Annotated in this window: 27 protein-coding genes; 20 read left to right on the top strand and 7 right to left on the bottom strand. The window is 46.1% G+C overall.

Annotated elements, in window-relative coordinates:
* Positions 1 to 70 precede the first annotated feature (70 nt).
* Together ACU1JV_RS22610 and ACU1JV_RS22605 are read left to right on the top strand one after the other, a co-directional pair.
* Complete coding sequence (locus tag ACU1JV_RS22610; protein WP_165083478.1) at positions 71 to 328, top strand: hypothetical protein; 258 nt, start codon at positions 71 to 73, stop codon at positions 326 to 328.
* A gap of 129 nt (positions 329 to 457) precedes the next feature.
* Positions 458 to 1,273, top strand: coding sequence for a DUF2935 domain-containing protein (locus tag ACU1JV_RS22605; protein ID WP_013369156.1), 816 nt, complete (start codon positions 458 to 460; stop codon positions 1,271 to 1,273).
* Positions 1,274 to 1,513: 240 nt separating this feature from the next.
* Here ACU1JV_RS22605 and ACU1JV_RS22600 read toward each other — a convergent pair whose 3' ends face one another.
* Positions 1,514 to 2,056 carry a GNAT family N-acetyltransferase gene (locus ACU1JV_RS22600; protein ID WP_413987442.1) on the bottom strand — a complete coding sequence of 181 codons (543 nt, stop codon included), beginning with the start codon at positions 2,054 to 2,056 and terminating at the stop codon, positions 1,514 to 1,516.
* Positions 2,057 to 2,391: 335 nt separating this feature from the next.
* On the opposite strand from ACU1JV_RS22600, the gene ACU1JV_RS22595 reads away from it, so the two are divergent.
* Together ACU1JV_RS22595 and ACU1JV_RS22590 are read left to right on the top strand one after the other, a co-directional pair.
* Positions 2,392 to 2,991, top strand: a complete 600-nt coding sequence (locus ACU1JV_RS22595) for a dienelactone hydrolase family protein (RefSeq protein WP_264218056.1) — start codon at positions 2,392 to 2,394, stop codon at positions 2,989 to 2,991.
* Positions 2,992 to 3,112: 121 nt separating this feature from the next.
* Positions 3,113 to 4,216, top strand: a complete 1,104-nt coding sequence (locus tag ACU1JV_RS22590) for a hypothetical protein (protein ID WP_446724679.1) — start codon at positions 3,113 to 3,115, stop codon at positions 4,214 to 4,216.
* 11 nt (positions 4,217 to 4,227) lie between these two features.
* On the opposite strand, the gene ACU1JV_RS22585 is transcribed toward ACU1JV_RS22590, so the two are convergent.
* Complete coding sequence (locus tag ACU1JV_RS22585) at positions 4,228 to 4,917, bottom strand: ArsR/SmtB family transcription factor (RefSeq protein WP_013369161.1); 690 nt, start codon at positions 4,915 to 4,917, stop codon at positions 4,228 to 4,230.
* 107 nt (positions 4,918 to 5,024) lie between these two features.
* On the opposite strand from ACU1JV_RS22585, the gene ACU1JV_RS22580 reads away from it, so the two are divergent.
* From ACU1JV_RS22580 to ACU1JV_RS22570, 3 genes are all read left to right on the top strand, one after another.
* Positions 5,025 to 5,663: a flavin reductase family protein gene (locus tag ACU1JV_RS22580; protein ID WP_264218083.1), complete on the top strand. Its 639-nt coding sequence runs from the start codon at positions 5,025 to 5,027 to the stop codon at positions 5,661 to 5,663.
* A 153-nt stretch (positions 5,664 to 5,816) separates the two neighbouring features.
* On the top strand, positions 5,817 to 7,109 hold the full coding sequence (locus ACU1JV_RS22575) for a homocysteine synthase (protein WP_264218053.1): 1,293 nt from the start codon (positions 5,817 to 5,819) through the stop codon (positions 7,107 to 7,109).
* 195 nt (positions 7,110 to 7,304) lie between these two features.
* Positions 7,305 to 8,969 carry an FAD-dependent oxidoreductase gene (locus tag ACU1JV_RS22570; RefSeq protein ID WP_413987444.1) on the top strand — a complete coding sequence of 555 codons (1,665 nt, stop codon included), beginning with the start codon at positions 7,305 to 7,307 and terminating at the stop codon, positions 8,967 to 8,969.
* On the opposite strand, the gene ACU1JV_RS22565 is transcribed toward ACU1JV_RS22570, so the two are convergent.
* Positions 8,954 to 9,322 carry a VOC family protein gene (locus tag ACU1JV_RS22565; protein WP_025676223.1) on the bottom strand — a complete coding sequence of 123 codons (369 nt, stop codon included), beginning with the start codon at positions 9,320 to 9,322 and terminating at the stop codon, positions 8,954 to 8,956. The two genes, ACU1JV_RS22570 and ACU1JV_RS22565, sit on opposite strands and share 16 nt — an antisense overlap.
* Before the next feature lie 142 nt (positions 9,323 to 9,464).
* On the opposite strand from ACU1JV_RS22565, the gene ACU1JV_RS22560 reads away from it, so the two are divergent.
* The 8 genes from ACU1JV_RS22560 (at position 9,465) to ACU1JV_RS22525 (ending at position 16,876) form a co-directional block, all read left to right on the top strand.
* Positions 9,465 to 9,797 carry a hypothetical protein gene (locus ACU1JV_RS22560; protein ID WP_192442979.1) on the top strand — a complete coding sequence of 111 codons (333 nt, stop codon included), beginning with the start codon at positions 9,465 to 9,467 and terminating at the stop codon, positions 9,795 to 9,797.
* Between the two features lie 339 nt (positions 9,798 to 10,136).
* Entirely contained in the window at positions 10,137 to 10,259 is a 123-nt protein-coding gene (locus ACU1JV_RS22555; protein WP_255305280.1) for a hypothetical protein, read from the top strand.
* Positions 10,260 to 10,359: 100 nt separating this feature from the next.
* Positions 10,360 to 10,668, top strand: coding sequence for a hypothetical protein (locus ACU1JV_RS22550; RefSeq protein ID WP_337684207.1), 309 nt, complete (start codon positions 10,360 to 10,362; stop codon positions 10,666 to 10,668).
* Between the two features lie 719 nt (positions 10,669 to 11,387).
* A complete protein-coding gene (locus tag ACU1JV_RS22545) occupies positions 11,388 to 11,843 on the top strand; it encodes a MarR family winged helix-turn-helix transcriptional regulator (protein WP_014599429.1) in 456 nt (151 codons plus the stop codon).
* A 153-nt stretch (positions 11,844 to 11,996) separates the two neighbouring features.
* The gene (locus ACU1JV_RS22540; protein ID WP_413987445.1) at positions 11,997 to 12,875 is read left to right on the top strand and encodes a (Fe-S)-binding protein; all 879 of its coding nucleotides are present in this window, start codon (positions 11,997 to 11,999) and stop codon (positions 12,873 to 12,875) included.
* A 121-nt stretch (positions 12,876 to 12,996) separates the two neighbouring features.
* Entirely contained in the window at positions 12,997 to 14,499 is a 1,503-nt protein-coding gene (locus ACU1JV_RS22535) for an HD-GYP domain-containing protein (protein ID WP_413987446.1), read from the top strand.
* Between the two features lie 174 nt (positions 14,500 to 14,673).
* Positions 14,674 to 16,119: an ATP-binding protein gene (locus tag ACU1JV_RS22530; protein WP_413987447.1), complete on the top strand. Its 1,446-nt coding sequence runs from the start codon at positions 14,674 to 14,676 to the stop codon at positions 16,117 to 16,119.
* A gap of 37 nt (positions 16,120 to 16,156) precedes the next feature.
* On the top strand, positions 16,157 to 16,876 hold the full coding sequence (locus ACU1JV_RS22525) for an NAD(P)H-binding protein (protein ID WP_058830599.1): 720 nt from the start codon (positions 16,157 to 16,159) through the stop codon (positions 16,874 to 16,876).
* A gap of 78 nt (positions 16,877 to 16,954) precedes the next feature.
* On the opposite strand, the gene ACU1JV_RS22520 is transcribed toward ACU1JV_RS22525, so the two are convergent.
* Complete coding sequence (locus ACU1JV_RS22520) at positions 16,955 to 18,220, bottom strand: DUF4179 domain-containing protein (RefSeq protein WP_413987448.1); 1,266 nt, start codon at positions 18,218 to 18,220, stop codon at positions 16,955 to 16,957.
* A complete protein-coding gene (locus tag ACU1JV_RS22515) occupies positions 18,217 to 18,744 on the bottom strand; it encodes an RNA polymerase sigma factor (protein ID WP_064964277.1) in 528 nt (175 codons plus the stop codon). Before ACU1JV_RS22515 ends, ACU1JV_RS22520 begins: the two co-directional genes overlap by 4 nt.
* 240 nt (positions 18,745 to 18,984) lie before the next feature.
* On the opposite strand from ACU1JV_RS22515, the gene ACU1JV_RS22510 reads away from it, so the two are divergent.
* Together ACU1JV_RS22510 and ACU1JV_RS22505 are read left to right on the top strand one after the other, a co-directional pair.
* Entirely contained in the window at positions 18,985 to 19,365 is a 381-nt protein-coding gene (locus tag ACU1JV_RS22510) for a RidA family protein (RefSeq protein WP_013308546.1), read from the top strand.
* A gap of 124 nt (positions 19,366 to 19,489) precedes the next feature.
* A complete protein-coding gene (locus ACU1JV_RS22505) occupies positions 19,490 to 20,554 on the top strand; it encodes an undecaprenyldiphospho-muramoylpentapeptide beta-N-acetylglucosaminyltransferase (protein WP_413987536.1) in 1,065 nt (354 codons plus the stop codon).
* 93 nt (positions 20,555 to 20,647) lie between these two features.
* On the opposite strand, the gene ACU1JV_RS22500 is transcribed toward ACU1JV_RS22505, so the two are convergent.
* Positions 20,648 to 21,403 carry a tryptophan-rich sensory protein gene (locus ACU1JV_RS22500; protein ID WP_025676216.1) on the bottom strand — a complete coding sequence of 252 codons (756 nt, stop codon included), beginning with the start codon at positions 21,401 to 21,403 and terminating at the stop codon, positions 20,648 to 20,650.
* 297 nt (positions 21,404 to 21,700) lie between these two features.
* Here ACU1JV_RS22500 and ACU1JV_RS22495 point away from each other — a divergent pair, with 297 nt between their 5' ends.
* The 3 genes from ACU1JV_RS22495 to ACU1JV_RS22485 all read left to right on the top strand — a co-directional run bounded on the left by ACU1JV_RS22495 (position 21,701) and on the right by ACU1JV_RS22485 (position 24,728).
* Positions 21,701 to 22,651 carry a bile acid:sodium symporter family protein gene (locus ACU1JV_RS22495; protein ID WP_040102248.1) on the top strand — a complete coding sequence of 317 codons (951 nt, stop codon included), beginning with the start codon at positions 21,701 to 21,703 and terminating at the stop codon, positions 22,649 to 22,651.
* A 255-nt stretch (positions 22,652 to 22,906) separates the two neighbouring features.
* Positions 22,907 to 24,031, top strand: coding sequence for an NADH-dependent flavin oxidoreductase (locus ACU1JV_RS22490; protein WP_058710976.1), 1,125 nt, complete (start codon positions 22,907 to 22,909; stop codon positions 24,029 to 24,031).
* Between the two features lie 109 nt (positions 24,032 to 24,140).
* On the top strand, positions 24,141 to 24,728 hold the full coding sequence (locus ACU1JV_RS22485; RefSeq protein WP_165083502.1) for a GNAT family N-acetyltransferase: 588 nt from the start codon (positions 24,141 to 24,143) through the stop codon (positions 24,726 to 24,728).
* Here the strand turns inward: ACU1JV_RS22485 and ACU1JV_RS22480 are convergent.
* Positions 24,658 to 26,310: a response regulator gene (locus ACU1JV_RS22480; RefSeq protein ID WP_058830592.1), complete on the bottom strand. Its 1,653-nt coding sequence runs from the start codon at positions 26,308 to 26,310 to the stop codon at positions 24,658 to 24,660. The genes ACU1JV_RS22485 and ACU1JV_RS22480 overlap by 71 nt on opposite strands.
* Positions 26,311 to 26,313 lie beyond the last annotated feature (3 nt).

Here is a 26,313-nt window from a genome sequence, read left to right as displayed (position 1 = left end):
GTTTCGGAGGAACATAAGTAACATACGCAGAAATGTTTATTGCAGAAGGAAGATATTTATAATTTACTGAATGAAAATAGTTGAGGTGATCGTTGTGAAACATACATATAAAATATTGAAGACAGACATGGAGTTGTTTGGAGCTGCTTTGGTCCAGGGGCATGTATATGTGGTGTCCGTTGATGAGGAATTACGCGTGACATTTGAGGACTATGGGGGAATAGTAGAGGAGATTAAGCCAGAATCGGTCAAGATAGCAGGTAAAATTTTTATGAGAAACCAGCTTGAGTTTCGCGTAAACCTGGTAGCAGGAGAAAACCCTGAATGATCTAATAACTCCGGCTTAATTTTCAGAATTAGATTCGTATGAGACGTGGAACTTTGATAATCATAATGACCTGGCATATCCCATATGACTAAGTAGGTGCTTTTTGGCTCACATAGAGGAGGGATATGATTGGATGCATTCGTGGCGCGTTCATTAGATGAAATACGGTTTTGGTCGAGGATCATGAAGGAGCATTCCTTTTTTCTGGGGTTAGGTTTTAGAGCAGAAGATACTCAGCTTAAAACAGAAGCCAATCGGTTTTACTCCATTTTTGAGGATATTGAGAAAAGATCGTATGAATTTAAGACTGACACAGATCCTTATACAATTAGAGAGTTTAATACGGAAGTTCAGAACGCGGCGACGAATATTTGGGCATTTAAGAGAATGGTATTGGGCCTTATATTACAATGCAAACTTCCTGGGCAAACCAATTTTCCCTTACTGGTAGATCACGTAAGCCGGGAAGCAAATTACTTCAGAAATCGTTTAGGGGAACTCAATTCAGGAACGCTTGAACCCTTACCTGATGCTATTATTGACGAAAATGTATTTTTCTTAAAGATTATGGCCGATCACGCAAAATTCATAGGCCATCTACTGGATCCCTCCGAACGTAAACTGGTTGAACAAGCTAGGGAGTTTAGTAATGATTTTGATACACTGATGTTTCAAGCGATTGATTTAAGTTATATGCGCCCACAGTCGCAGACGGTTCCACTTCTGAGTCAATTTGTGGATGAAAACCGTATCTCTGTGAAGTCCTTGCGAGATTTTAAGAAAACAGCGCGTGATTTGATCGACGAGTGTCGAATAAAAAGCATTATCCATCCTTTATTAGCTGATCATGTATTTCGTGAGGCTGAGAGGTTTCTTTTTATTCTCGATATGTTTGATCAGTCCTTATCCGGTGTTAAGGTGAATAAAAATGAAATCATGCACTGAGATTCCTCTGCAAAACGAATACAGTTTCTGTGAAATGTGCATTGGAAATAAAGTTTTAGATTGAGCAAAAAAATCAAACAGCGGCGGACTAAGACTAAAAAAATAAAGTCTTAGACTGCCGCTGTTGTTATTCCACTAACGTATTCTGTTAGGTTGTCCAATATTATTGGCTGCCGTTAATTCTGACTCCGATCCTCCGGTATTTACTACACCTCTCGGCTCTACTAGCGTTCACTAAACTTAGATATCCTCTGATGGATTTATAATCACCAGAACCTGATGGTCCTCCCATTTTCCATTAATTTTTACGTTGCTTCGAGAAATGCCTTCTTTGTGAAAGCCAGCCTTCTCAAGCACACGGATGGATCCTGGATTCCGAGGGGAGGCTTCTCCGACGATCCGATGAAACTTTAGTTCATCGAAAGCGTAGCGAACCACCTGCTTCACCGCCTCTGTCATATAACCCTTGCCGTTATAAGCTTGGTCTAGGCTGTATCCGATCATACAGCTCTGAAGGGGTCCCCTCACCACAAACGATAGGCCTATGCTACCTATAATCCGGTCGTCCTCCTTGTGGCATACCACGAAGGAATATTTCCGATCCTCCACCATGTCAGCCTTACTCTTAATAATCGTTTGGAGCTGGTGCTCCTCCGTATAGTGCTCTTCTTGGTGGTTTGGCGAAAACTTATCAAAGAACTCGCGATTGCGTCTGTACATCGCTGTCAATTCTGTGACGTCCACCTCTTCTGGGAATCGGACGTATACTTGCTGTTCCGACATCTGCACCATCCTTCCATACGATGATATTGAAGGAATTATATCATAGGATGAGGATGCAGAAACTGACTTGATGAGTATGTATATGAGAAGCATTTCTCTGAATTTTAACCAAAAATATATAGCGAAATGATCATATTGGATATAGTATTTTCTAAAAAAGGGAGGCTGGAAAGTATGAATAATGCTTACCAAGTGCTCGAGGAGCGTATATTCGAGCAGCACTGGTTGTATCCATTGAACTGTTCAACCGGTTATCCTTAGAAGTGGCGCTAAGTATAAATATATGTATCCGGAGGATTTGTTTTACCATATTCAAACCTGTTTGGGGGAGCAACATGATAAGCATAGATAAAAAATCGGACACCCTAATTGTCGTGCTGCATGAGATTTATGGGATTAACCAGCATATACAAAATTTTTGTAGTTTATTATCGGGTCAGGGTTATGACGTCATTTGTCCAAATTTGATAGGCAAAGAAACGCCTTTTGATTATTCGCAAGAGGAGGCTGCCTATGCCCATTTTATGGGGAATGTAGGATTTGAACGCGCTTCCTATCATATCGAAAGTGTATTATTAAGTATTCGAGCTCGTTATAAAAAGGTATTTATCGTCGGATTTAGCATCGGGGCAACGATTGCCTGGTTGTGTAGCAAAGAAAAATATGCTGATGGAATCGTAGGATACTATGGCTCTCGTATTCGAAATTATTTGGAAATAACTCCACATTGTCCAACACTGCTTTTTTTCCCGCAGGAAGAAAAATCATTTAATGTAGATGAGCTCATTTCAACTTTAGACAACTATAATATCCGGGTACATAAATTCAACGGACAGCACGGATTCAGTGACCCCTACTCTACCCGATATCACGTACACTCAGCGCAGCAATCATTTAACGAAATGGTAGAGTTCTTCAGGAAGATTGATCAATAAAAGCAGTCGTTTGCTTCTAGCCCACACCTTTTTCACTGTTCTGGGGAAACGCACAGTCATGATGTGCCGATTAGTCATATGTATATAAATCATTGACTATGAAAAGGAGATGCATGTGGCTGTGGCTACCTTTTATCAAGCTTTCAAGTTGAAGAGTCGGATTTGGCGAACGATGCTAAAGCGAAACGGAGTAACAGGAATTGGAGTAGGTTATGCTGATCCCAATAGACCGGCAAAGGGTGCGGCGATTGTGTTATACACCTTGAGAAATCTTTCGGCTGTGTCGCAAACCAAATTACAAGCAGTAACCCAAAATATAAGTCGGGCTTCTGCGGTACCTATCCGAATTTTAGGTGTGGGTTCCTTCAAAAGGGAAGCGGCGACGCCTACCCAAACAAACCCTCGCCAAAGATGGCGCCCCGTGCCCGGTGCAGTCAGTGTAGGAACAACGGTTCCCGCCACTGCAGGAGGGACCGGAGGACTCATTGTTATTAAGAATAATACTTTGTTTATTTTGAGTAATGCCCATGTTCTAGTCCCAACGAATACAAGCCAATTTCACAATACCATTCAGCCTTCTCCGGCAGATGGGGGTAGAACGGCGGATCAGATCGGGAGAGCTTTTCAATTTGTCCCGCTTACTACGACAGGTGTTAACTTTCAGGACTCTGCCATAGCTATTGCCAATTCAAATAGTCTGCTTAATCCGAGGTATCTGATTAACCAAAGTGGTGGTCTCATTACCGTACCTGGGCACTTATTGAGCTATCGTCTGGGGATGACGTTTAAAAGAATGGCTAAAACAAACGGCTTCGCCAGAGGAGTTGTGGAGGCGATTGGCGTGGAGCAAAGAGTGAGGGGCGATTCGGGAATCAAGATTTTCCGTGATCAAACCGTCATTCGTTTTACCCAGGGGCGAACTGGACCTGGAGATTCGGGTTCCGTATGGCTGAATGACAGTAACGATCGGTTGAACAATTATGCAGCCGCGGTTCATTTTGCCGGATCTACCGATGGAACGCGTTCTGTATCTTTCCCAATTGAACGGGCGATGAGAACCTATGGGACTTTGGTTGCCATTCCGGCTGCTGCTGGAGGATATAAGGCAGGTGTGGCAAAAGGAAAGGCTCCAAAAAACAATTATGCCTATGTCCGGCCATTGACCAGAAAACAAAGGTCCTTGTCTCCGGTCATAACATCCAATACAGAACAAGAAAAGCATTAGACTATGATTATCTAGCCGATCTCTATCGAAAATACCTCTTTAAAACCTCTTTTACCCTCGGCTGTAATGCGTATCGCTCGGGTTGTGGGCAGATGCTCGACCCAATGTAATTCGAATAATCTGTCCAGAAGAGCACTTCCTAAAGCACCGGCAAGGTGATGGCGTCGTTCACTCCAATCCAGGCATTTATGTGAGAAGGAGCGACGCTTTTGTCTTGTGTTCTTGAGGTCTATCTGAAAGTCAGCGAAGAAAATCTCTCCTTGTTGGGTAATATGAAGTCCGTCCTGATCCTCGGAAAGAATCCCCCTTTGAATGAAAAAACTCATGATTTGTACGCCTAAATGACCCGCAACATGATCGTAGCAAGTTCTTGCCAACCGTATGGCCTCGTTTTCGGAGGCTTGTTTGAATGACTTGATTGGAACAGGTGGAGCTATGGATAAAAGTGACTCCATCACCTGGGCAACCTCGGGGTCTTGAATGCCATAGTAACGGTGCCGACCTTGTTTTTCTACGGTAACGACTTGTGCCTCGGTCATTTTAGCCAGATGGAAGCTGGCGGTTTGCGGTTTGATACCTGCCATATGGGCTAATTCACTTGCCGTGTGAAATCTGCCGTCTAATAGAGCGGTGAGAATGGCCGCACGGGAAGGCTCACTGACGAGAGAAGCAATCATGGCTACATTTGATTTGGTGCTCATGGCACGGTCATCCCCCTTTGTAATCCATACTTCGATGAAGGTTGAAATGTTTACATTTTACAATAAGGAGGCAGATCTGAACAGAAGGAGAAGAGAACATGGACCAAATGAATCAAATAAATCAAATAAATCAGATGAACTACAGCCCAAGTATAAAAACGATAACCCCTAGCATTTTATATTACGGAACCCCTGTGATTTTACTCAACACGCTGAATGAGGATGGAACGACCAATATTAGCCCTATTTCCTCCTCGTGGGCATTAGGAGATTGTGTGGTACTAGGCATTGGAACAGGTGGCAAAGCATTAGAAAATATGGAGCGGCATCCCGAATGTGTAATCAATGTTCCTGGGCCTTCCATGTGGGAAAATGTAGAGCGTTTGGCTCCTTTTACAGGCAAGAATCCCGTTCCAGTGGAAAAAGAGAAACATGGATTTACATATCAAAAAGATAAGTATGAGATCAGCGGACTGATTGCGATTGACTCGAATAGGGTCAAGCCGGCCCGAATCAGGGAGTGCCCTATTCAAATCGAAGCCAAGGTGAAGGAAGTCCGGATTCCTGACCACTCTCCTTATTTTGCGATCGTCGAAACCCAAGCCATACAGGTGCATGTTCATCAGGATATCATCCTCGGTGAGAATCATATTGATCCGGCAAAGTGGAGCCCACTCATCTATAATTTCCGCCATTATTTTGGTTTGGGTGAGCATTTGGGCAAAACCTTCCGAGCCGAAACCTGATGCTTTAAATAAAATAATAATATCCTACCTGAATAATGAGAATTATCTTCCCAAATCGTTCTTTTTGTGCGAGAATAATTGAAAAATCATCCATGACTACGCATACAGGAAGAGACGATTCATACAGCACGTATAACAAGGGAGGAAATAATCATGTCAGAAGAACGCAAGCTGTCATTCGAAACCCTCGCTGTCCATGCCGGACAAGAGATTGATCCTACTACCTTTTCCCGCGCCGTTCCGTTGTACCAAACCACTTCATATGGATTTCGGGATGCCGAGCATGCGGCTGATTTGTTCTCGCTGAAAGAATTTGGCAACATTTATACGCGTCTGATGAATCCGACCACGGATGTGTTCGAGCAACGGATCGCCGCACTGGAAGGCGGGGCTGGCGCGTTGGCCACAGCTTCGGGAATGGCGGCGATTTCCTTCTCCATTCTGAACATTGCGGGAGCTGGAGATGAAATTGTATCAGCCTCCAGCCTGTATGGCGGTACATATAATCTTTTTTCTACCACACTGCCCAAATTGGGTATTAAGGTGCATTTTGTCGATTCGGATGATCCAGAGAATTTCCGTCATGCCATTACGGATAAAACGAAGGCCATCTTTGCCGAAACGATTGGCAATCCACAGGGCAATGTGCTGGATGTGGAAGCAGTATCTGCGATTGCGCACGAATATGGTATTCCGCTGATTGTGGATAACACGTTCCCGAGCCCTTATTTATTGCGTCCTATCGAATATGGAGCGGACATTGTTGTGCATTCGGCAACAAAGTTCATTGGCGGACACGGTACGTCTATTGGCGGAGTGATTGTGGACAGCGGCAAGTTTGACTGGAAAGCGAGTGGCCGTTTTCCAGGACTGACTGAGCCGGACCCGAGCTACCATGGGGTTGTATACACCGAGGCGGTGGGACCTATTGCGTACATTATCAAGGCACGGGTGCAATTGCTGCGTGACTTGGGAGCAGCCATTTCTCCGTTCAATTCATGGCTGCTGCTTCAAGGCTTGGAAACATTGCATCTGCGGCTGGAAAGACATAGTCAGAATGCCCTGAAGGTAGCGCAATATCTCGAAAGTCACAAGGATGTGGAGTGGGTCAGCTACTCTGGATTGCCGAGCCATCCATCCTATGAGTTAGCCCAAAAATATTTGCCAAAAGGACAAGGGGCAATCCTGACCTTTGGTATCAAAGGCGGGAGCCAGGCGGGAAGCAAGCTGATTGCGAATGTAAAGCTGTTTTCTCATCTGGCGAATGTAGGCGATTCCAAGTCTTTGATTATTCATCCGGCAAGCACGACTCACCAGCAACTGAATGCAGAGGAACAGGTGGCTGCCGGAGTCAAACCGGAGCTGTTACGTTTATCTGTTGGGACCGAAGCGATAGACGATATTTTGTATGATCTGGAGCAGGCAATCGCGGCCAGTCAACAATAACAAACAGTAGTTGGCGTCTTGTTAGGCCCAGTGAGATAGGGAAGTTTTGTAGCATTCGCAAGTGATTTTTGATTCCGATCGGTTTTCATTCAGAGTTTGATCAGGCGGGGGGCAACCTTCGCCTTTTTTGTTTGTTGACATCATACCCCCATAGGTATATATTATACCCCATAGGGTATATTGGGAGGGAAAGAAATGGGTCAGAGGATAGTTATTATTGGCGGGGTCGCAGGTGGAGCTTCTGCTGCGGCGAGATTGCGTAGATGGAGTGAGGAAGACGAGATTATTTTATTTGAACGCGGTGAGCATGTTTCTTTTGCAAACTGTGGTCTTCCCTACTATATTGGGGGGACAATCCAGGCGCGGGAGAAGCTGTTTCTCCAGACGCCTCAAGGCATTAGAGACCGTTTTAATATAGATGTACGGGTGCAAAAAGAAGTAATACAAATAGACCGCGAGCATAAGCTTGTGCGTTACCGCGATATGATCACTGGAGAGACGGATGAGCAGCCATACGATATTGTGGTATTATCGCCAGGAGCCAAACCGATGATACCGGATATTCCCGGATTACATGAAGCTACAAATGTATTTACGTTAAGAAACATTCATGACACCGACCTTATTAAGGCATATGTAGATGAAAGGCATCCCAAGCATGCCACGGTAATCGGGGCCGGGTTTGTTGGGCTGGAGATGGCTGAAAATTTGCGGGAGCGTGGACTTGCAGTAACCATCATGGATAAGGGACAACAATTGTTGAATCCGCTTGACCCCGAAATGGCTAAACTGGTGGAACAGCATGTGAAGCTGAACGGGGTGGAGGTGCGTTTAGAGGAAGGAGTCGCAGCTTTTGAAGAACAGGGTACACAGCTCCGTTTGACTTCCGGGGAGATGCTTCAGACGGACCTGGTTATTCTGGCGATTGGTGTTGTGCCTGAAAATGAGCTGGCCAAGCAATGCGGATTGGAACTAGGTTTTCGCGGTGCCATTCAGGTGAATGCTCAGCTGCAAACCAGTGATCCGTCCATTTATGCGGTAGGGGATGCCATCCAGGTCAAAGACCGCAATCATGGGTTTGCAACGATGGTATCGCTGGCATGGGGAGCCAATCGGCAGGGGCGTTTGGCCGCAGATCATATTAATGGTCAGGCGATTTCCTATGATGGTGCGCTCGGAACATCCGTAATTAAGACCTTTGCATTGACCGCAGCTTCTACAGGCAACAATGAAAAAACATTGCAGCGACTGGCTGTTCCTTATCAGGCTATTCATATTCATCCCGGTTCACATGCCGGTTATTATCCTGGCGCGTCACCCATTTCGATGAAGCTGCTCTTTCATCCGGAGACCGGGATGATCTACGGGGCGCAGGCTGTTGGGGCTGATGGCGCGGACAAAAGGATTGATGTTATTGCGACGGCGATTCGCGGTCATTTGAATGTCCGTGAATTGGCAGATATCGAACTTGCTTATGCACCTCCTTATTCTTCAGCTAAAGATCCTGTGAATATGGCGGGTTACGTGGCTTCGAATATCATGGATGGACTGGTCCAGACGATACAATGGCATGAAGTTGACGATTTCCACCGCAATGGTGGTCTTGTAATTGATGTCCGGGATGCGGTGGAGCTACAGGGAGGAACCATTCCAGGTTCCATTCATATTCCTCTGGCCGAGATCAGAGAGCGGATGTCGGAAATTCCTCGTGATCTGGAGATCGCGGTATCCTGCCAAGGCGGGCTGCGTGGCTATCTAGCGGCCAGAATTCTGACCCAATCGGGCTATCGGGTAAGGAACGTTGATGGTGGCTACAAAACATATTCGGTTATGGCTAAACGTGGTCATCTTTTAAAATAGTTCATCACCCATCCAATCTGATTAAGATGATCCGTTACTTCCCCGTGCAGCGCACCAAAGAAGGTATCTTGTAGCTCTACGGTGATGGTACCTTTTTCTGATAGTGAATAGTAAGCCTGTTTAAGCTCATCCTCACTCTCGCAGTCGAGAATGATTTGGACATGCTGTGCTTTCAGCGGTTTACCGTAGGAGTCGGAGAAATGGATATGACTGCTACCTAGGTGCAGTTCGGCATGTAAAAGCTTGCCTTCTTGCTTGTTCAGTACTTTGATTTTCCCGCCTAAAACAGATTGGTAGTAGTCAACCGATTGCTGCACATCGTTTACAATGACAAAAGGACTTGCACTTCTCATGGGATCCAATCCTCTCATTTCTTCTATGTAGGGCTGTCTGCTAACATACATTATTTACATTGTCGGCAGGGTTTACCCCTTTTCTGATTAAATTTATGGCTTGGTTCACTGTGTGACGTCTGTTACAATAGAAGAGGCATAAATGATGGATAGAAAAGAGGTCGAACAGGTGGGCACTTCAGCGATTTGGGAAGCAGTTATCTATTGGGTAATCTTGGTGATTTCTGCTCTGTGTGTGATTGCAGTATCTGGTAGTCGTAAGACCGCAAGCACGATTATTTTGGCACCCGTTGTTTTGTTCTGTACCATATTTATGATGCAGGGCTCGGTGTTTACTGCTATGAAGCACCCGACCATGGGGGCTAATGTCGGTCTGGGTATGGCGTTTCTGACCACATGGGTAGTCAGCGGAATATTGTTTGCTGTAGCGCTTGTGATTGCTTTTATTAAATATAGCAAAAGGAACAAGGCGTAGTTTAGCCTTAACCTCAGATGAACAAAGGCTTTCGGTGATGTACCGAAAGCCTTTTTTGTATTCTTAGTTAACGATACAGGATGTTTTCGTTCATCTACGTCTTCTCATGAGCAAAACAACGATCAGCACAATGATGATCACGATCAATAGAAACTTCATATTCGATAACCTCCTTGATCTGTCTCCTATTTGATATTAACCATTTTTAATAAGTGTGCACCGATGTATCCCAAGCAAGTATGTATTGTCAAATGTTTGGCGAAAATGTGATTGTGGGGTCAAAAAGAGGTTTACAGGCTTAGCTGGAAAGTGTATACATAAAGTGAGGAGGCGATTGCCATGAGTGATCGTGCATTTCATTTGTTTTATATTATTTTCTTGACGGTTCTGGCACTTGGAAGTGTTGGAGGAATCTCTTGGTGGTTGCGCTCTATCGGTCGTCAGGAGAAGGAAAAAAACTAAATTCAGCATGGGCATACAAGCCCGTATGCATCTTCCAGTAGGAGGGTGCATTTTTATATGTTATAATAGGAACATATGTTCTTTTCAGGAGGGATAGATGATGTTGCCGGATTTGGAACGGAAGTTACTGCGTATTTTGTATAATTATTTTGCCCAGCATCGCCACATGCCTACAATGGCTGAATTGTCAGCAAAAACGGGTAGGCGAGATTCTGAAATTACAGCCGCATTGCGGCATATGGAACAAGAGCGCTATATCACATGGGAAAATAACACAGGTACCCAGCATATTGTGTTACTGGAAGGATGGGAGCGTCCTTCCACCTACAAGCCTGCCCAAGTGGAAGCTGGACGCCCTACTACCCAAACGATACAGTCTGGTAGTACGGATTATTGGACGAATTATTAGCAGCGATATATAGCTGGAAAATTAATGAGTTTTTAAGGTGCATATCATTTAGTTTTAAGAAAGCAAGACTATAATGACCCTATTAACCCCTTTTTGATCAAGCTATAGGCCCTGTCGATGTATCGGCAGGGTCACTTTTTTGTTCATAGATACGTTTTCCGTATATAAAAAATCCCCCGGGGATCATCCGGAGGATGTGTGCAGCTTGCGTATACTGCACGGCCTGCTCAAACTTCATCGTTTGACGGCATAATATATATTTAACCCCTGCTACCTTGTATTATATGGTCAGCATGTTCATAAGGGGCAGTCTGATTCCTCTGTTCATTTTCCAAACGACAAAAGCCCTACCTCTCTTTCGTCCTTGCGGCTCCGATGACCGCGCCAGTGTGAATGTGAAAATCTTCGGCAAAAGCTCAAAATTCTACATTAGGGTTATACATAAAATTTGGAGAAGCTCCATGCGGTATTAGGAGTATAGCTTCTTGCGTGGAATCCTATGGGGTTAATACATATTTTATTAGTATAACAAGCTAAATTCTAAAACGCAAGGTATTTATGGTTTTTTTTGATTGTAGACTGGAAATGATGCACTTTCTGCAATGAATTAGACTTATTTGCATTTGCAGAGAATGGAGACTGTGATAAATTGCCCTGACAAAGCACCCGAATTTTGAAATAGTGTAGTTACACGAAAAGATGGAAGGAAATTAAGAACTATGACTGCCTCAAGGAAAGACAAAAAAACATCACAGAATAACTCGCCCTCAGTCTGCACATGCATTAATCTGCGTCGTGCCTCGATGGCTGTAACAGGGCTGTATGACCAGTATCTGGCTCCAAGCGGACTCAATATCAGCCAGTTTTCGCTGCTCAAGCATTTAACGGTACTGGGACCGGTAAGCGTAAGCGAATTAGCATTGGAGATGCGACTCGACCGAACCACGCTTGTGCGCAATTTGAAGGCACTGGAGCAAAGCGGGTATGTGGAGGATACATCCGCCGAGGGAAGCCGGAACCGCTGCCTTACCCTGACGGAGAGTGGAAAAGCACTATATAACGATGCAGCAGAGCTCTGGGAGGAGGCGCAGTTATTTTTACAGGAGTCACTGGGAAGCGCCGATTTGCAGATATTGACTACACTGTTATCTAAAATTGAAAAATTGAGACTGTGATTAGCTTTTGCCTAATAAGGGAAGTATGCCGACTCATTCGTGTATATACACGAAAAGGGTTCGGATGTGTAACGCAGCCATTCATCGGTCAACAGGTATCCACAAGGAAGTCGAGAGAAGTCACAATAACTTAAGAAGAGGGATGTGGACAGGATGGTAACGCCCGTACCGGACATGAAAGAACTTATCGCAGTTCAGATGAAAGCCTATGTGAGCGAAGACAAGGGCAATTTCTGCGAAGAATTACAGAGCCCGTACTACGAGGAACCGATTATTCAATTTGCAGAGGCCAATGATCCTTTGTTTGAGCAGTATAAAACAGTGGTGGGCTCCGACCATGCTACGCCGCAGGAAGCCTTCGAACGGACCTTCGGCACAGGAAGTTTTGGTGGAGGCACCGTTGTCAGTGTTGTGCTGCCGATCAGTGAGACAATCCGCAAGGCCAATCGTGTGCAAAAAGCAAGAGCCTCCAGAGAGTGGGCGCTGCTACGGACCTTTGGCGATGAATATTTTGTGCGTTCGGCAAGGCAGCATTTGGCGGGATATCTGATCGGGCTTGGTTACCGAGCTGTGGCGCCGCTGGATACGGATTGGTACAGCATCCACGGTGCCGCAGGTGGTCCGGTCTCTAACTGGTCGGAACGGCATATCGCGTATGCAGCCGGTCTTGGCACCTTCAGTATCAACGATGGCTTTATCACCGAGAAAGGAATTGCCATCCGTCTGCTGTCTGTAGTAACGGATCTGCAGGTGCCGCCTGATGTCAGGGTGTCCTCGAACCTGAGCCACACCGGAAACTGCCTGCTGTGCAGCAAAGGCATTTGCGGTGTGTGCATTACTCGCTGCCCTGTGCAGGCCATCAGCAAGGAAGGTGGTCATGACAAAATCGCCTGCATGAAATTTGTGTATGGTGAGGAATCCCGAAAGTGGGCCGTGTTAAACGGCGGTGAGGCTAAATCGGGTGCCGGCTGCGGACTTTGCCAGACCAAGGTGCCCTGCGAAAGCCGCAATCCGATGCGGACCGCTCGCTAGTGTTATTTTCCTAAGATCTATGCAAATTGCTCAAGCAAGAAGGTTAACTTTTGACGGCTGGACTCCGATATTGAATACAAAGATATCTTATGAGCGTACGGATGAAAAGAGGGGTAGCATTTTGCCGATCTATAAGCGCTTTATTCAGCATGTTATCCTGAACTATATTATAGGTTCATTTATTGCTGTACTACTGGTATGTATGATTTTTGTATTTTCCACGTTAAATGTAGCCCACTATGAGCTTCTGGGTCTTGTCAAAATTGTTGCATTTTCCAGCGTCATTATGATTGTTTGTGAAACCATAGTGTTTCGAATGCATTTAAGACCTGTTCATCGTTTTTTTCAAGGAAACCAGGAGACGCTCAAGGATGTAGAAGCGGTGTACATTCGGGTTCACCATCTGCCTAATTTGTCAGTTTTGCGTATTGTTGGGCCGCATTTGTTAGGCTTCTCTATCCCGGCAGCCGTTATTGCATTATGGATGATACATACTGGACAACTTACCTTTCCCTTTTATTATGTAGGAATCGCCTGTATAGGAGCTTGTCTGGTCGCTTCCATGCATGCACTGGTTGAATTTTTTCTGACCATGAGAGCAATCAAACCGCTACTGGAGGAAATTCGGGATCGGACCTACCAGCAATATGGATTGAACCTTTCCCTGCGAGGACGAGTTCTGCTATCACTTCGGCATAAGTTTCAGTTAAGTGCAACGTTAATTGGTGCTTTTCCTCTGTTTCTGTTTTGTTTAGCTACACAGATTCGGCTGGAACGTTTGGAAGCGACGGATTCCGGCTCCTATTGGGCATGGGCGGGTACGATTTTAATATTTGGTGTAGCTTTTGCTTATCTGGGGGGAAGATTGCTGACCCGTGAGATCGAACAGCCCATCCATCACTTGTTGGAAAAAATGAATGAAGTGAAGGAAGGCCGCCTGAATAGTAACGCCAGTGACTTGTATTCGGACGAATTTGCGGAGCTTGTCGAAGGATTTAACATGATGATCGAGGGCCTGAAGGAACGAGAGGAAAAGAACGGTCAGCTATTAGACAGTTATTTTGCCACTTTGGCTGCAGCGCTGGATGCGCGGGATGCCTATACCGCAGGACATTCGTTGCGCGTGGCTGAATACTCTGTACTCATTGGGCGAAAGGGCGGTTTGAGCGAGACGGACCTTGACTTGCTGCGTAAAACAGCCTTGCTGCATGATATCGGTAAAATCGGTGTGGCTGACGCTGTGCTGTTTAAGGATGGCAAGCTGACGGACGAGGAGTTTGACCAGATTAAAATGCATCCGGTTATGGGGGAGAGTATTCTTCGGCAAGTGGAGCCGGCTTATGCTATGGCCCCTTATCTGCCTGGGGTGCGCTCTCATCATGAGCGTTACGATGGCAAGGGATACCCTGATCAGCTCTCCGGGGAAGATATTCCCCTATTTGGGCGAATCATAGCCGTAGCAGATGCCTATGATGCGATGACGTCGGATCGCCCTTATCGGAAAGGGATGAAGGAAGAGAAGGCGGTTATGATATTGGAAGAGGGTAAAGGAACCCAGTGGGACCCTTACTTTGCCGAATTATTTGTCAAGGAGTGGCGCCGGAACAAAGGCATTCTAAGCTGACTCTATAGATACTCCCACTAGGGCGAGCCGTTGCGGTTCGCTTTTTTTATACACACACGCAAGCCTCTTTGGATATGTCGAAAGATGGGGCTTCATGTTATGATGTACGAGTAAGGCAAAATCGGCTAGCATAGGCCTGGCATCCAATTTCTTGCGCAATGGGAGTGTGAATCCATGCAATTTTCAATGATGTTTCTAATGAATTTGGGGATGCTGATTGCTGTTGCCTATGTGGCGAACGTGATTTATAAATATGGTTTGAGTCGTACGTCTACGCGGTTCAAATATGTCAGTTCGGTGTTGCTGGTGGTATTTGGCGGATGGGTCAGCTCTTGCTTTGGTTTTAACTTCAATGAAACCGTTATTTTTGATCTGCGTTTTGTTCCGCTAATTATCGCAGCGTTGGTGTATCCCCGTTCCTACACGCTGATTATTATTGGGGTAGCGATCGGTCTTACAAGATTTTCTTTCGGTCTGAATATGGCGGCGTGGGTCGGGTTTCTGAATATGAGCATTTTGGGTGTATTGTGTGCCGGATTGAACTACTGGATGCGCCGCTCCACCTGGCGCTTGATTATTAAGGCATCCGTAACCATTTTAGCGGTTAATATTGTAAATACGTTAAATATTGCTTTCCTGGGCGTCATTCCCTGGCGCTATTATGTAGCAGAGGTTGTTCCTCTTACACTGCCTATCGGCGTGATCCTCAGCTTTTTATTTGCACTGATATTACGTGATTTTCAGATGGAGCAGCAGCGAAACTATCAGATTCAACAGGCGAATGAGTTATTGTCAGAGCAGCGTGATAAGTTGCAGAAGGCAAAGGTTATTTTAGAGGAACGCGCCAAGCAGCTCATGATGGCTTCCCAGTATAAATCGGATTTTATGGCAACGATGTCGCATGAGTTACGTACACCACTTAACAGCATTATTAACCTGGCACAGATTATCAACGAGCAGGGAAAAGAGCTGGATGAGGACGAGCTATACCAGTACAGTGATCTAATCTATGCCTCGGGGCATGATTTGCTCCAACTGATCAATGACATTCTGGACTTATCCAAGGTCGAGGCTGGGCACATGGAAATCGTAAGTGAGCCAGTCAGTGTGCGTGAGATTGCGCAGGGGATGATGATGCATTTTGAAGTCACAGCGAAGGATAAAAACCTGGAATTCAACTTGAAAGTGCATGAATATATACCGGATGAAATCCGATCCGATTCCAAACGAGTACAGCAAATTTTACGCAATCTATTGTCCAATGCCTTTAAGTTTACTCATAAAGGACGTGTATTGCTGGAAATCAGCACACAGCATTTGGATCGAAAAGGCCAGGAGGGAGATTGGGTTGTATTTGCTGTAAAAGATACAGGCATCGGTATATCCAAGCTTCAGCAACATGTTATTTTTGAGGCATTCCAGCAGGCGAACGGTTCGATTAATCGTAAATATGGTGGAACCGGGCTGGGGTTGTCCATCAGCCGTGATTTTTCCCGCTTGTTAGGCGGGTTTATCCGTCTGGAGAGTGAAGAGGGCAAGGGAAGTACTTTTTCCCTGTACCTGCCTATGTGTCCGTCCGACAGCAAGGAGGCGGACGAACAGCCGTTTAAATTAACCTGATCGCAATCATGGGAACAAGGAGCGTTAGGAGGTATATATGGAACGTAAAGCGGTCGTTGTGGGTGGCACAGGGCTTGTCGGGGGTTATGTTGTACGTGAGCTGCTGGTGCAAAAAGAATACACCCGCGTCATGGTTATGGGCAGGCGTCCATTGGACATCAAGCATCCCAAGCTGGAGCAGGCGTTAATCGACTGGAAACAACCACAGAAGTCGGCCTTCGCCCTCGAAGGGGTGGATGATGTGTTTTGCTGCCTTGGGACAACGATGAAAAAGGCAGGCTCCAAGGAGCGATTTCGACAGGTGGATCTGGACTATCCCGTTCTGACAGCCCAGTTGGGCAAAGAAGCTGGAGCGGTACAAATGCTTGCGGTCTCTGCAATGGGCGCTGATCCGGATTCACGTGTGTTTTATAACCGCACCAAGGGTGAAGCTGAAGAGGCGCTTGCCGCGATTGGGCTGCCTGCACTGCATTTGTTCCGTCCATCGCTCATTTTGGGAGCGAGGTCTGAACGGCGTTTTGGCGAAGCCGCAGCCACGGTTGTCATGAAGGCGCTAGACGGCCTGATGACAGGCAGGCTCGCTTCCTACCGCGCTATCCCCGCTTCGTTCATCGCACGAGCTATGGTCCGAATTGCTCTCGCGCAGGCGAGCGGTGTACATATTTATCCGAACGACATCATTCGGGTCATCGGTGCGGAACTAACCTCCGATGATGAGGAACCTGGTACAGGAACTATTCCTGATGACAATGTATAAAACCATGCTTAGGATTAGAAAATGACAATAACGCCGCTGTTGCCCAATGACTCGGGTAGCAGCGGCGTTATTCGTGTTTTATGAGTGGTTTGTATTTTGCGGCACATCGATCGTAATCTCTAATTCATCCATGTAATGGCGTGGCCAGTTGCCATTAGCATCGAGTAGGGCACTACCTCCTGGTTGGGTTGGCAAGATATACGGCTTGAAGATGATCTTCTGGGGAGTGTCCACAAAAGGAGTAAACAGTGTGATCATTTTGCTGTCACGTTCTTGGGTATGGGGAACTCCAGAACCGCTCAGCAATTGAAGCTCTCTTCCCTGCTCGTCGAATACAGCATAATCGAGTATATCCAATTCCCTTTTGGTGTACTGGATCGTGTGTCCGTTCTTCATGTTATTGTACTCACGCTCTACAGTGTACTCATCTGGCATATGTGCAATATCGGTCAGCATTTTGAATGACGTTGTGATCTTGGTTGTGATGGGGGTAATTTCTAACTTTTCTACCGTAAATGCAAGATACGGATTAGATTTGCTCATTTGCGGCTGAAGTATCTTGTTATTTATTTTAGTTTTGTGAACCGTGGTTTGTATGCGGAACGGCTCGGGTACACCTTTTAACTTTGCATATACCTCTAGCTCAAACTGATCTGGTAAGGCGGATTTACCACTGGCAGGGTCACGCATATACGCAATCAGCATAGAATTATTGTCTTTGCCCGGACGACCATACATGAGATTGAAGGCGCTACTGTTGCTGTTGACCGACGTCCCATTGATGAACAGGTCTATTTTCTCCACCATATCCTCTTCCTGTCCTTGCGTATTGGTAGTTGGATACAGGGGTTCATGTGGTGAATCCCCACCACTCTTTTCCAACGCCACGACCAAGCGTGTCCCGTCAAATATGATTTGAGGTACCTTCAATGTAATACCGCTATGGGTAATACTAAGGTTTACGGAAGTGGCCAACCCTTTCTGGTCAGCGGTTTGCAGCCCAAGATCCCCAGCTAGCTTGAACACACTATCAACAAGAGGGACCTGTTTCAATGACTCCGCCATTGTAGGCGAAACAAAGGCGCTACCAATGATCATAACGCCAATGAGCGCTGCAGAAGCAGCGGTAATTGCAGTTCCCCGAAAAAACCTTTTAACGGATAGATGGGAGGATGGGCGGTTGGGTAGCAGTTCCGGATCCGATTCCATTTGTGCATAAAATGCATCTAGGCGTTGCCTTACCAAATCAGGGATTACTACCATTTCTGCTTCCAAGTTTTCCTTTTCCAATTGTAATTTCTCATCCAGCTCTTGATCCTGTTTTTCAAACCCTGAAGGATTCATTGAAAGGTCACCTTCCTTTCTCCGCGATTTTGTAGCAGGTCCATTAATGTTCTGCGAGCACGGTGCAATCGTGTTTTGACGGCACCCTCTGATAGATCCAGTAACTCTGATATTTCCCTGATCGGCATATCGCGCAAATAGTGCAGGGAAATCACGGTTCGCATGGATTCCTCCAAATGGTCGATGGCCTCGCGCAGTTCGATTTTTTCGTATCCGCCCGAGGTGGACGGTTCCTTTATAAATTCCGCGACGGGTACAACCCGTTTTTGCTTGCGGATCATGAGATGGCATTCATTAATGAGAATACGAAGCAGCCATGTTTTAAAATAGCGAGGTTCACGTAGCTCACCCAGAGACTTGTATGCTTTGAGCATCGCTTCTTGCATTGCGTCCGCGCAATCCTCATTGCTGCGAAGAATGGAACGCGCCATGCCATACATATCGGATTCCATATGTTTCATCAAGGCGACGAACGCCTTGCGGTCCCCATTCCTTGCTTGGTGTAAAATTGTTTCGAGATTCAAAGGATGGTACTCCTTTCCCGTCTATACTACTAGCTATAATCATTGTACTTGTACCTGTATTTGATTTTGTACAATCTATTGTGTAGCAGGTTACAGGAATTAGATGTTACATGGGCGTTAAAGGTTACAGCGGAAATAAAAAAATGTAGCACCATTGCAAACCGTCACACGGAATAGTGGCTTTGGACTTCACATGCTATAATACGGTGAACCAGTATCAGGAAGGAGAATCCAACCCTTATGAAAAAAACAATTGCTACTGAAAAAGCACCCGGTGCGATCGGACCCTATAGTCAAGCGGTAGAGGCAGGCGGGTTTATTTACACCTCAGGACAGCTTGGGCTGAATCCGGCAACAGGTGAGTTTGGCAAGGATGTACAGGAGCAGGCTCGCCTGTCCTTGAGCAATGTACAAGCTATTCTGGAAGCAGCAGGCAGCAACATGAACCAGGTTGTGAAAGCGACTGTATTCCTGAAGGACATGAACGATTTTGTCAGCGTCAATGAGGTGTACAGTTCTTTCTTTGAGCAACCGTATCCAGCGCGCAGTGCGGTCGAGGTAGCTCGTCTGCCTAAGGATGCACTGGTGGAGATTGAAGTCATTGCACTGAAGGGCGAATAGTTGGCAAGGTTTGTTCATAAAATATATAGTTTGCATGACAACCGGGTGTCACTACTATAGTGGCATCCGGTTGTTTTGAATGTAATATGTGTTGTTCTTTGTATACAAAGTGGAGGTGGAGATGATGAATAAAAAAATAATGTTCACTGGTGGAGGCTCTTCAGGACATGTAGCAGTAAACCTAGCTTTGATTCCTCACTTACTGGAACAACATTGGAGTGTCCAATACATAGGCTCAGAACAAGGGATTGAAAAGAATTTGATCTCGGGGCTAGAAGATGTGTGTTATTTTAGTGTCGCAACTGGGAAACTACGTAGATATTTTGACTGGAATAATGTTAAGGACCCGTTTAAAGTGCTAAAGGGGATTTCTCAAGCATACCGGATTATAAAGAAAGAAAAACCGGATATTATTTTTTCAAAAGGCGGGTTTGTTTCTGTTCCTGTGGTATTGGCTGGGTGGCTGAACAAAGTCCCAGTCATCATCCATGAATCTGATCTTACCCCTGGATTAGCGAATAAGATTTCCAGCATGTTTGCTACCGAAATTTGTACTACTTTTCCTGAAACAACTGAATATTTTCGCTCAAAGAATACCCGGTATATTGGTGCTATTGTGAGAGATGAACTAAAAGAGGGGAAGGCAGCCAAAGGGTTGGCCTACTGCGGTTTTACTCGAAATAAGCCCAGCATGCTGATCATGGGTGGGAGTTTAGGTTCCAAGAAGATCAATGAGCTGGTCTGGTTAAATTTAGAGGCTTTGCTTGCTCATTTTCAAATCGTGCATATTTGTGGTAAGGACCAAGTGAATGAATCTATTCGTACGAATGGTTATAAGCAATTTGAATACATAAACGATGAATTGGCGGATGTAATGACGATGGCAGATATGGTTGTTTCCAGGGCAGGTTCAAATTCCATTTTTGAATTCTTGACGCTGCGCAAGCCTATGCTGTTGATTCCTCTTTCAAAGGCAGTCAGCAGGGGAGATCAGATTCTAAATGCAAAATCATTTAAAGCACAAGGCTTGTGTGAGTTTTTAGAAGAAGAAGATCTGGAATCTGAACGATTTGTCGACATGATTCTTCGTTTGTATGAAAAAAGGTCGGATTACATTCGTAATATGGAGAAAATAAATACTGATCAATCGACAAGCAAGCTTTTAGATTTGATTAAAGTCTATGCCTGATCATATTTAATAAAAAACGAAGCAAGCGAGCTTGGGTTAAATAATTCAGACCCATGCTCGCTTGTGCTTGTTAGGAGATTATATTCGTTGACTTTAATCCCGGTCTCGATTACGGGCAAAGAATAGCCATAGCGCGTATACCAGGATGATTGCCGACAAGATCCATGCAGCCAGCCGTACATTTTCATTGTTCGGATGCTCGATGGCGATAGCGACATAGGCCCATACAAATACAAGCGGGTAGATGCTGTCACGATAAGGAAAGCTGACCAAGATGGCTAATGCGGCGCCAATAAGCAGGATGATGATCGCCCATATCGTATCGCTGAGCCCCCAGCCACTCCATTCATTCTTTTCCAGTGCTACTGCAATGTTGATGAGGGTAGCAACGGATACCCAACCGAGGTTCAGACTGAAAGGCAGCTTGACGAACCACATTTCTCCGCGAGTTGGTTGCGGTGTACGGGTACGTGTATATACGACGAATAGGGAGAGCAAGTATAGAATAATGACGATCACGCACAGCTCTACGTATACATACTGCCATAGGAAAATCCAGATGATGTTGAAGAGACAGCTCAAAATAAAGAAAATACCGATAGACTGAACGCTTGTCTTGGCTTGCCCTGTAGATGTAGCTTGGTACACGGCAAAACAGGCGAGCAGCACGTAGATGACCGACCAGATGGAAAAAGCGTAACCTGCTGGCGTAATTAAGGTAGGATACATGTTGGATACAGCCGCAGTGCTTCTTCCGCCAATAGGAAGTGTAGAAGCCAGAATGTTAACGAGAACGACAGCGATGAATGCGATAATATTCCACCATTTATACGGATGGCTTCGTGACATAGGAATAACTCCTCCTCAACGAATGATGTTCAAAATGACCGACTGGTCACTATCTTCTACTATGAATATACCCACTTTGCTTTCAAATATGTCCGAACGGGAAAAAGTTTCTTGAACCCAATATAATCATAAAAAGTTGTATGTATATACATTCATATGTAGTACAATGGTAAAAATTTTAAGCACTATATGAGCTGAATGAAGAGTTCACATTGGGGAGCTAATACGCAGACGGAAGATGCTTCCGATGTGAATTTACTTAAATTCAGCTTATATAGAAATAAGGGGATTAGTAGAATGAGAGGATTAGAGAAAGCAGGTAAATTTGTAGGTGGGACCTTTTCCATCTGGGTGCTTTTGTTTGCATGTTTGGGATTTTTCTTTCCTACGGCGTTTACAGGGTTGAAAGGATACATACAGCTATTTCTGGGCATTGTCATGTTCGGGATGGGACTGACTTTATCTGCAGCTGACTTTCGTGAAGTATTCCGGCGTCCAGTGGATGTGGCTATAGGAGTGGTCGGGCATTATCTGATCATGCCATTTCTCGCTTTTGTATTGGCATTAGTATTACAGCTTCCACCGGATATTGCGGTGGGTGTTATTTTGGTCGGCTGTTGCCCGAGTGGAACTGCATCCAACGTAATGACGCTCTTATCCAAAGGCGACGTGGCGCTTGGCGTATCGATTGCCTCAGTGTCGACGCTGATTGCTCCACTGGCGACCCCGGCGATGATTAGTCTGCTTGCCGGACGCTGGATGAATATTGATGCAAAGTCGCTGATCATGGATATTCTCATCGTAGTTATTGTCCCGATCGTGTTGGGTGTAATCGTCAAGTCGCTATTTCGCAAACAGGCGGAAGCGAGTGTTAAGGCGCTGCCGCTCATTTCAACATTGGCAATTGTACTCATTGTGGCTATTGTGGTTGCAGGCAGCAAAGGCAAGATTTTGGAGACAGGCCCGATTATTTTTGCTGTGGTTATTTTGCATAACGGTATCGGCTTTCTGCTCGGATATTGGTTTGCCAAGCTGTTTGGCATGAATCTTTCCAAACGTAAGGCCGTTACGCTGGAAACGGGAATGCAGAATTCCGGGCTGGGCGCTGCGTTGGCAGCAGCTCATTTTAATCCGATTGCTGCTGTACCGAGTGCGATTTTTAGCGTGTGGCATAATATTTCCGGCTCGTTGCTGGCGACCTGGTTCTCCCGCCGAGAGGAGAAAGATAGCATAGCCGGAGGCAATTAAGCGACTGTCAATAGCTAATGACAAGTGGCTGAAATTCGGTTTTTTCGGACAGTTTAAGGGAGATCAGAAAGGATAGATTTGACTTTGTAGGGGCGGATCATTATACTGTGGTTATTATAACCACTGTATTTAAGTAAGCACGGTAGATAGGCTTTGTCATGGAAGAAAAATGATATCGAATTCGTATTCGCAATCGTTTCATGCTCAAAAGCCTTATATGATCTGTTCTGACTTAAACTGAAGGAGAGAGAACGAATGAATCCGAAATATAATCCTTTATTTGAAGCATTTACTCTGCCATCCGGTGTTACATTGAAGAACCGCATTACGATGGCCCCTATGACTAACTTTGCTTCCCACGAAAATGGCGAAGTCAGTGATGAGGAACTGGCATACTACCGTGAACGCTCCGGTGGTGTGGGCGCGGTTATTACCGCTTGTGTGTATGTAACTCCAGATGGTAAAGGATTTGTTAATGAGTTTGGTGCGGACAAGGATGAAATGATTCCTAGCCTACGCCGTCTGGCAGATACGATTCATCAGGAGGGCGCGAAAGCGATCCTGCAAATTTATCATGGTGGCCGTCTGTGTCCGCCGGATCAAATTCCAGACGGACAACCAATTAGTGCAAGCGCAGTAGCCGAGGAAAAAGAAGGCGCACCTGTGCCGCGTGAAATGACATCTGACGATATCCACCGCGTCATCCGTGCCTATGGCGAAGCAACTCGCCGCGCGATTGAAGCAGGCTATGATGGTGTGGAACTTCACGGAGCGAACGGCTACCTGGTGCAGCAGTTCTTTTCCCCACATTCCAACATTCGTACGGATGAATGGGGAGGAAGCCTTGAAAAACGCTTGACCTTTCCGCTGGCGATTGTTCACGAAGTGAAGAAAGTGATCGCAGAACATGCGAAGCGTCCGTTCATCTTCGGATACCGCTTGTCTCCTGAGGAAGGACACACGCCAGGCATCACGCTGGATGATACGATGGTGCTTGTAGACCGCCTGGCAGATGAAGGGCTGGATTACCTGCACATTTCCGTAAATCATTTCTTCGGCGGTTCGTTCCGTGACCGTAGTGACGAACGGTCACGTACGGTTCTCATCCATGAAAAGGTTGGGAACCGTGTGCCAGTCATGGGCGTTGGTTCACTGAATACACCGGATGAGGCGCTTGCAGCACTGGAGACAGGTGTACCGCTTGTTTCATTGGGACGTCCGTTGCTGATGGAGCCGCAATGGGTTCAGAAGGTGCAAAACGGCACAGAAGATACCATTCGCACGACATTATCCAAGCAAGCCCAGCAGGAGCTGGTCATTCCTGATTATTTGTGGGGTGCACTGACGACCATCCCTGGCTGGATGCCGGTTACGGACTAAATTTTGAATAATAATACCCTAGGCTGCGTTCATGCGCCTAGGGTATTTTCTTGTCTCATAACCGTGATTTACAATTATATAGGAATAACATAGAAAGAAGGTAATAATAATGTTTCATGAAACGAATGGTGTGATTTCGATGAGGTCCACCCATCTGGGGTTACAGATTCGATTGTTACAAGTAAGTGATGCTGAACGTTTATTGGAGATCAGACGTGAAAATTTTGATTTCTTCAAGCCGTACGAGCCAGAACGACCTGAATATTACTTTACCCTGGAAGAACAGGCGCGTCTGATTTCCAACGGCTTAGAAGCCGCACAAGCTGGACAGGGATATACGTTCGGACTTTTTTTGCCGGAAAATGACAAGCTAATCGGCAGAATGGAGCTGTCTGGTGTTGCCAGAGGTCCTTTCCAAAATGCCAATCTGGGCTACCTCGTAGATCCTGCATATCATGGACAAGGCTATGCAACCTCCGCAGTGAAGGATATTGTGCACTATGCCTTGAATGAGTTGGAATTACACCGTATTCAAGCTGGAGTCATGCCAAGAAATACGCCCTCCCATCGAGTGATGGAAAAGGCGGGATTTCGCCGCGAAGGGCTGGCTCTCAACTATTTGAAGATTAATGGTGTGTGGGAAGATCATGTGTTATATGCGATGACGGCTGAGGATTTGCAGAATGGCGCCTTCTGAATTCGCCAGGCGTGACACCCTCAAGCTTTTTGAACACCTTGCCAAAGTATTTCTCATCCTGATATCCGACCATACCGGCAATATGATGAAGCCGCAGCTTGTCATTCAGCAGTAGTAGCTTTGCCTTGCCCATCCTGATCTGGCACAAATAATCGGACAGATTGACCCCGTACTCCTGCTTGAACTTACGAGAAATATATTCTCGGCTGAGATAAAAGCGGCTCGCTATATCCTGTAGAGAAATGTCCTCGTCGTAGTGAGCATCCAGATAGCGGGCAATATCACGGATCGTCGGATTGTTGGGGCTATGGCTTGGTGTAAGTGCCTGACCGGCTGCCAGCAATCGATTTTCGATTTGTTTTTTCCATAAAGGCAGGGAAAGCATGCCGCGATTGTCGACCGGCAAGGCAGGAATGGTGCTCGACTCATCCGTCAGTTCCTCGCCTTCGGTATCTCCAGGTCTGTCATTCAGCCAGCGAGCCAGCATCCAATCCAGCTCTTGATTCCAGCCGGCTAGCTGCTCTGCTGTAACCGAAGGCAGTACGGCTACGGCTTCCATCCAGCTGCTTACCGCCATAGATACGCGACTGGCATTACAGCTGAGCGCACTAAGCCGTAGTTCTTCTTCCATTTCAGACAACTGGGGAAGACGAACGGTCTGCCGGGCCGGAGAACTCTCGTGCATCCAGTTGGTGGCCTGTAGCACATCCCGTTTCCACAGTGCTTGCCGTGCTTCTTGGTAGGCTGTGGCTGCCCCCACGGGAAAGGTTCCGAAAGAACCAATCCCGATGTGCATGTAGCATCGCAGCGCCGTTCTAATCCCTGCGTGAATGTCCTGCAAGAGCACTGGCCAACGAGCCGGCTCCCCCCAATATAGCAGAATAATTTCGTCCGTACGCTCCAGATGACGGAATGCAACTCCGGTCTGAGAGGTACCCAGAAATTCGTTGCAGATGTTCATGAGGGAAAAGCCTAGAAGCGCGCGACGCGTTTTATATTTGTCGAGTATATCGGCATCCAGTTGAGTGGTACTCATCACTGCCGCATTACATACCTGAATAGCTGGCGGGAGACGCAGCTCCTCACGTAAAGGCGTGATGGAAAGCGATGTACCGGAAATGAGCTCGGTCAGGAGTTTATCAGCATAGTGCGGCCTCATCCGGTTGACCTCCATAGCCTGCATGGTCTGCCTGTTCCGGTCTTGTTCCGCTGTCCGCCAAGCTTGAGTAGCTTTACTGAGCGCCTCATTGATCTCTACCGGATCTACAGGCTTAAGAATATAGTCCATACCTCCCCGGCGAATGGCCTGCCGAACTAACTCAAAATCATCATAGCCACTGACCACCACGACTCTGGTAGCTGGAGAATTCGCCTGAATCCACTCCATCAAGGCTACTCCATCTCTACCAGGCATTCGCATATCTGTGAGTACCACGGGCGGGGAAAGTGCGGTAATGACCTCAATCGCCTGATCGCCCGATTCAGCCTCAATCACCTCGGTCACACCGTAAGCTTCCCAATGTACAAGCATCCGAATGGCGTGACGTACATGCTTTTCATCATCCACAATCAGGACCTTCATTGA

This window comes from Paenibacillus sp. T2-29 (genome assembly GCF_052921365.1).
This window is presented reverse-complemented; position numbering and strand designations above follow the sequence as displayed.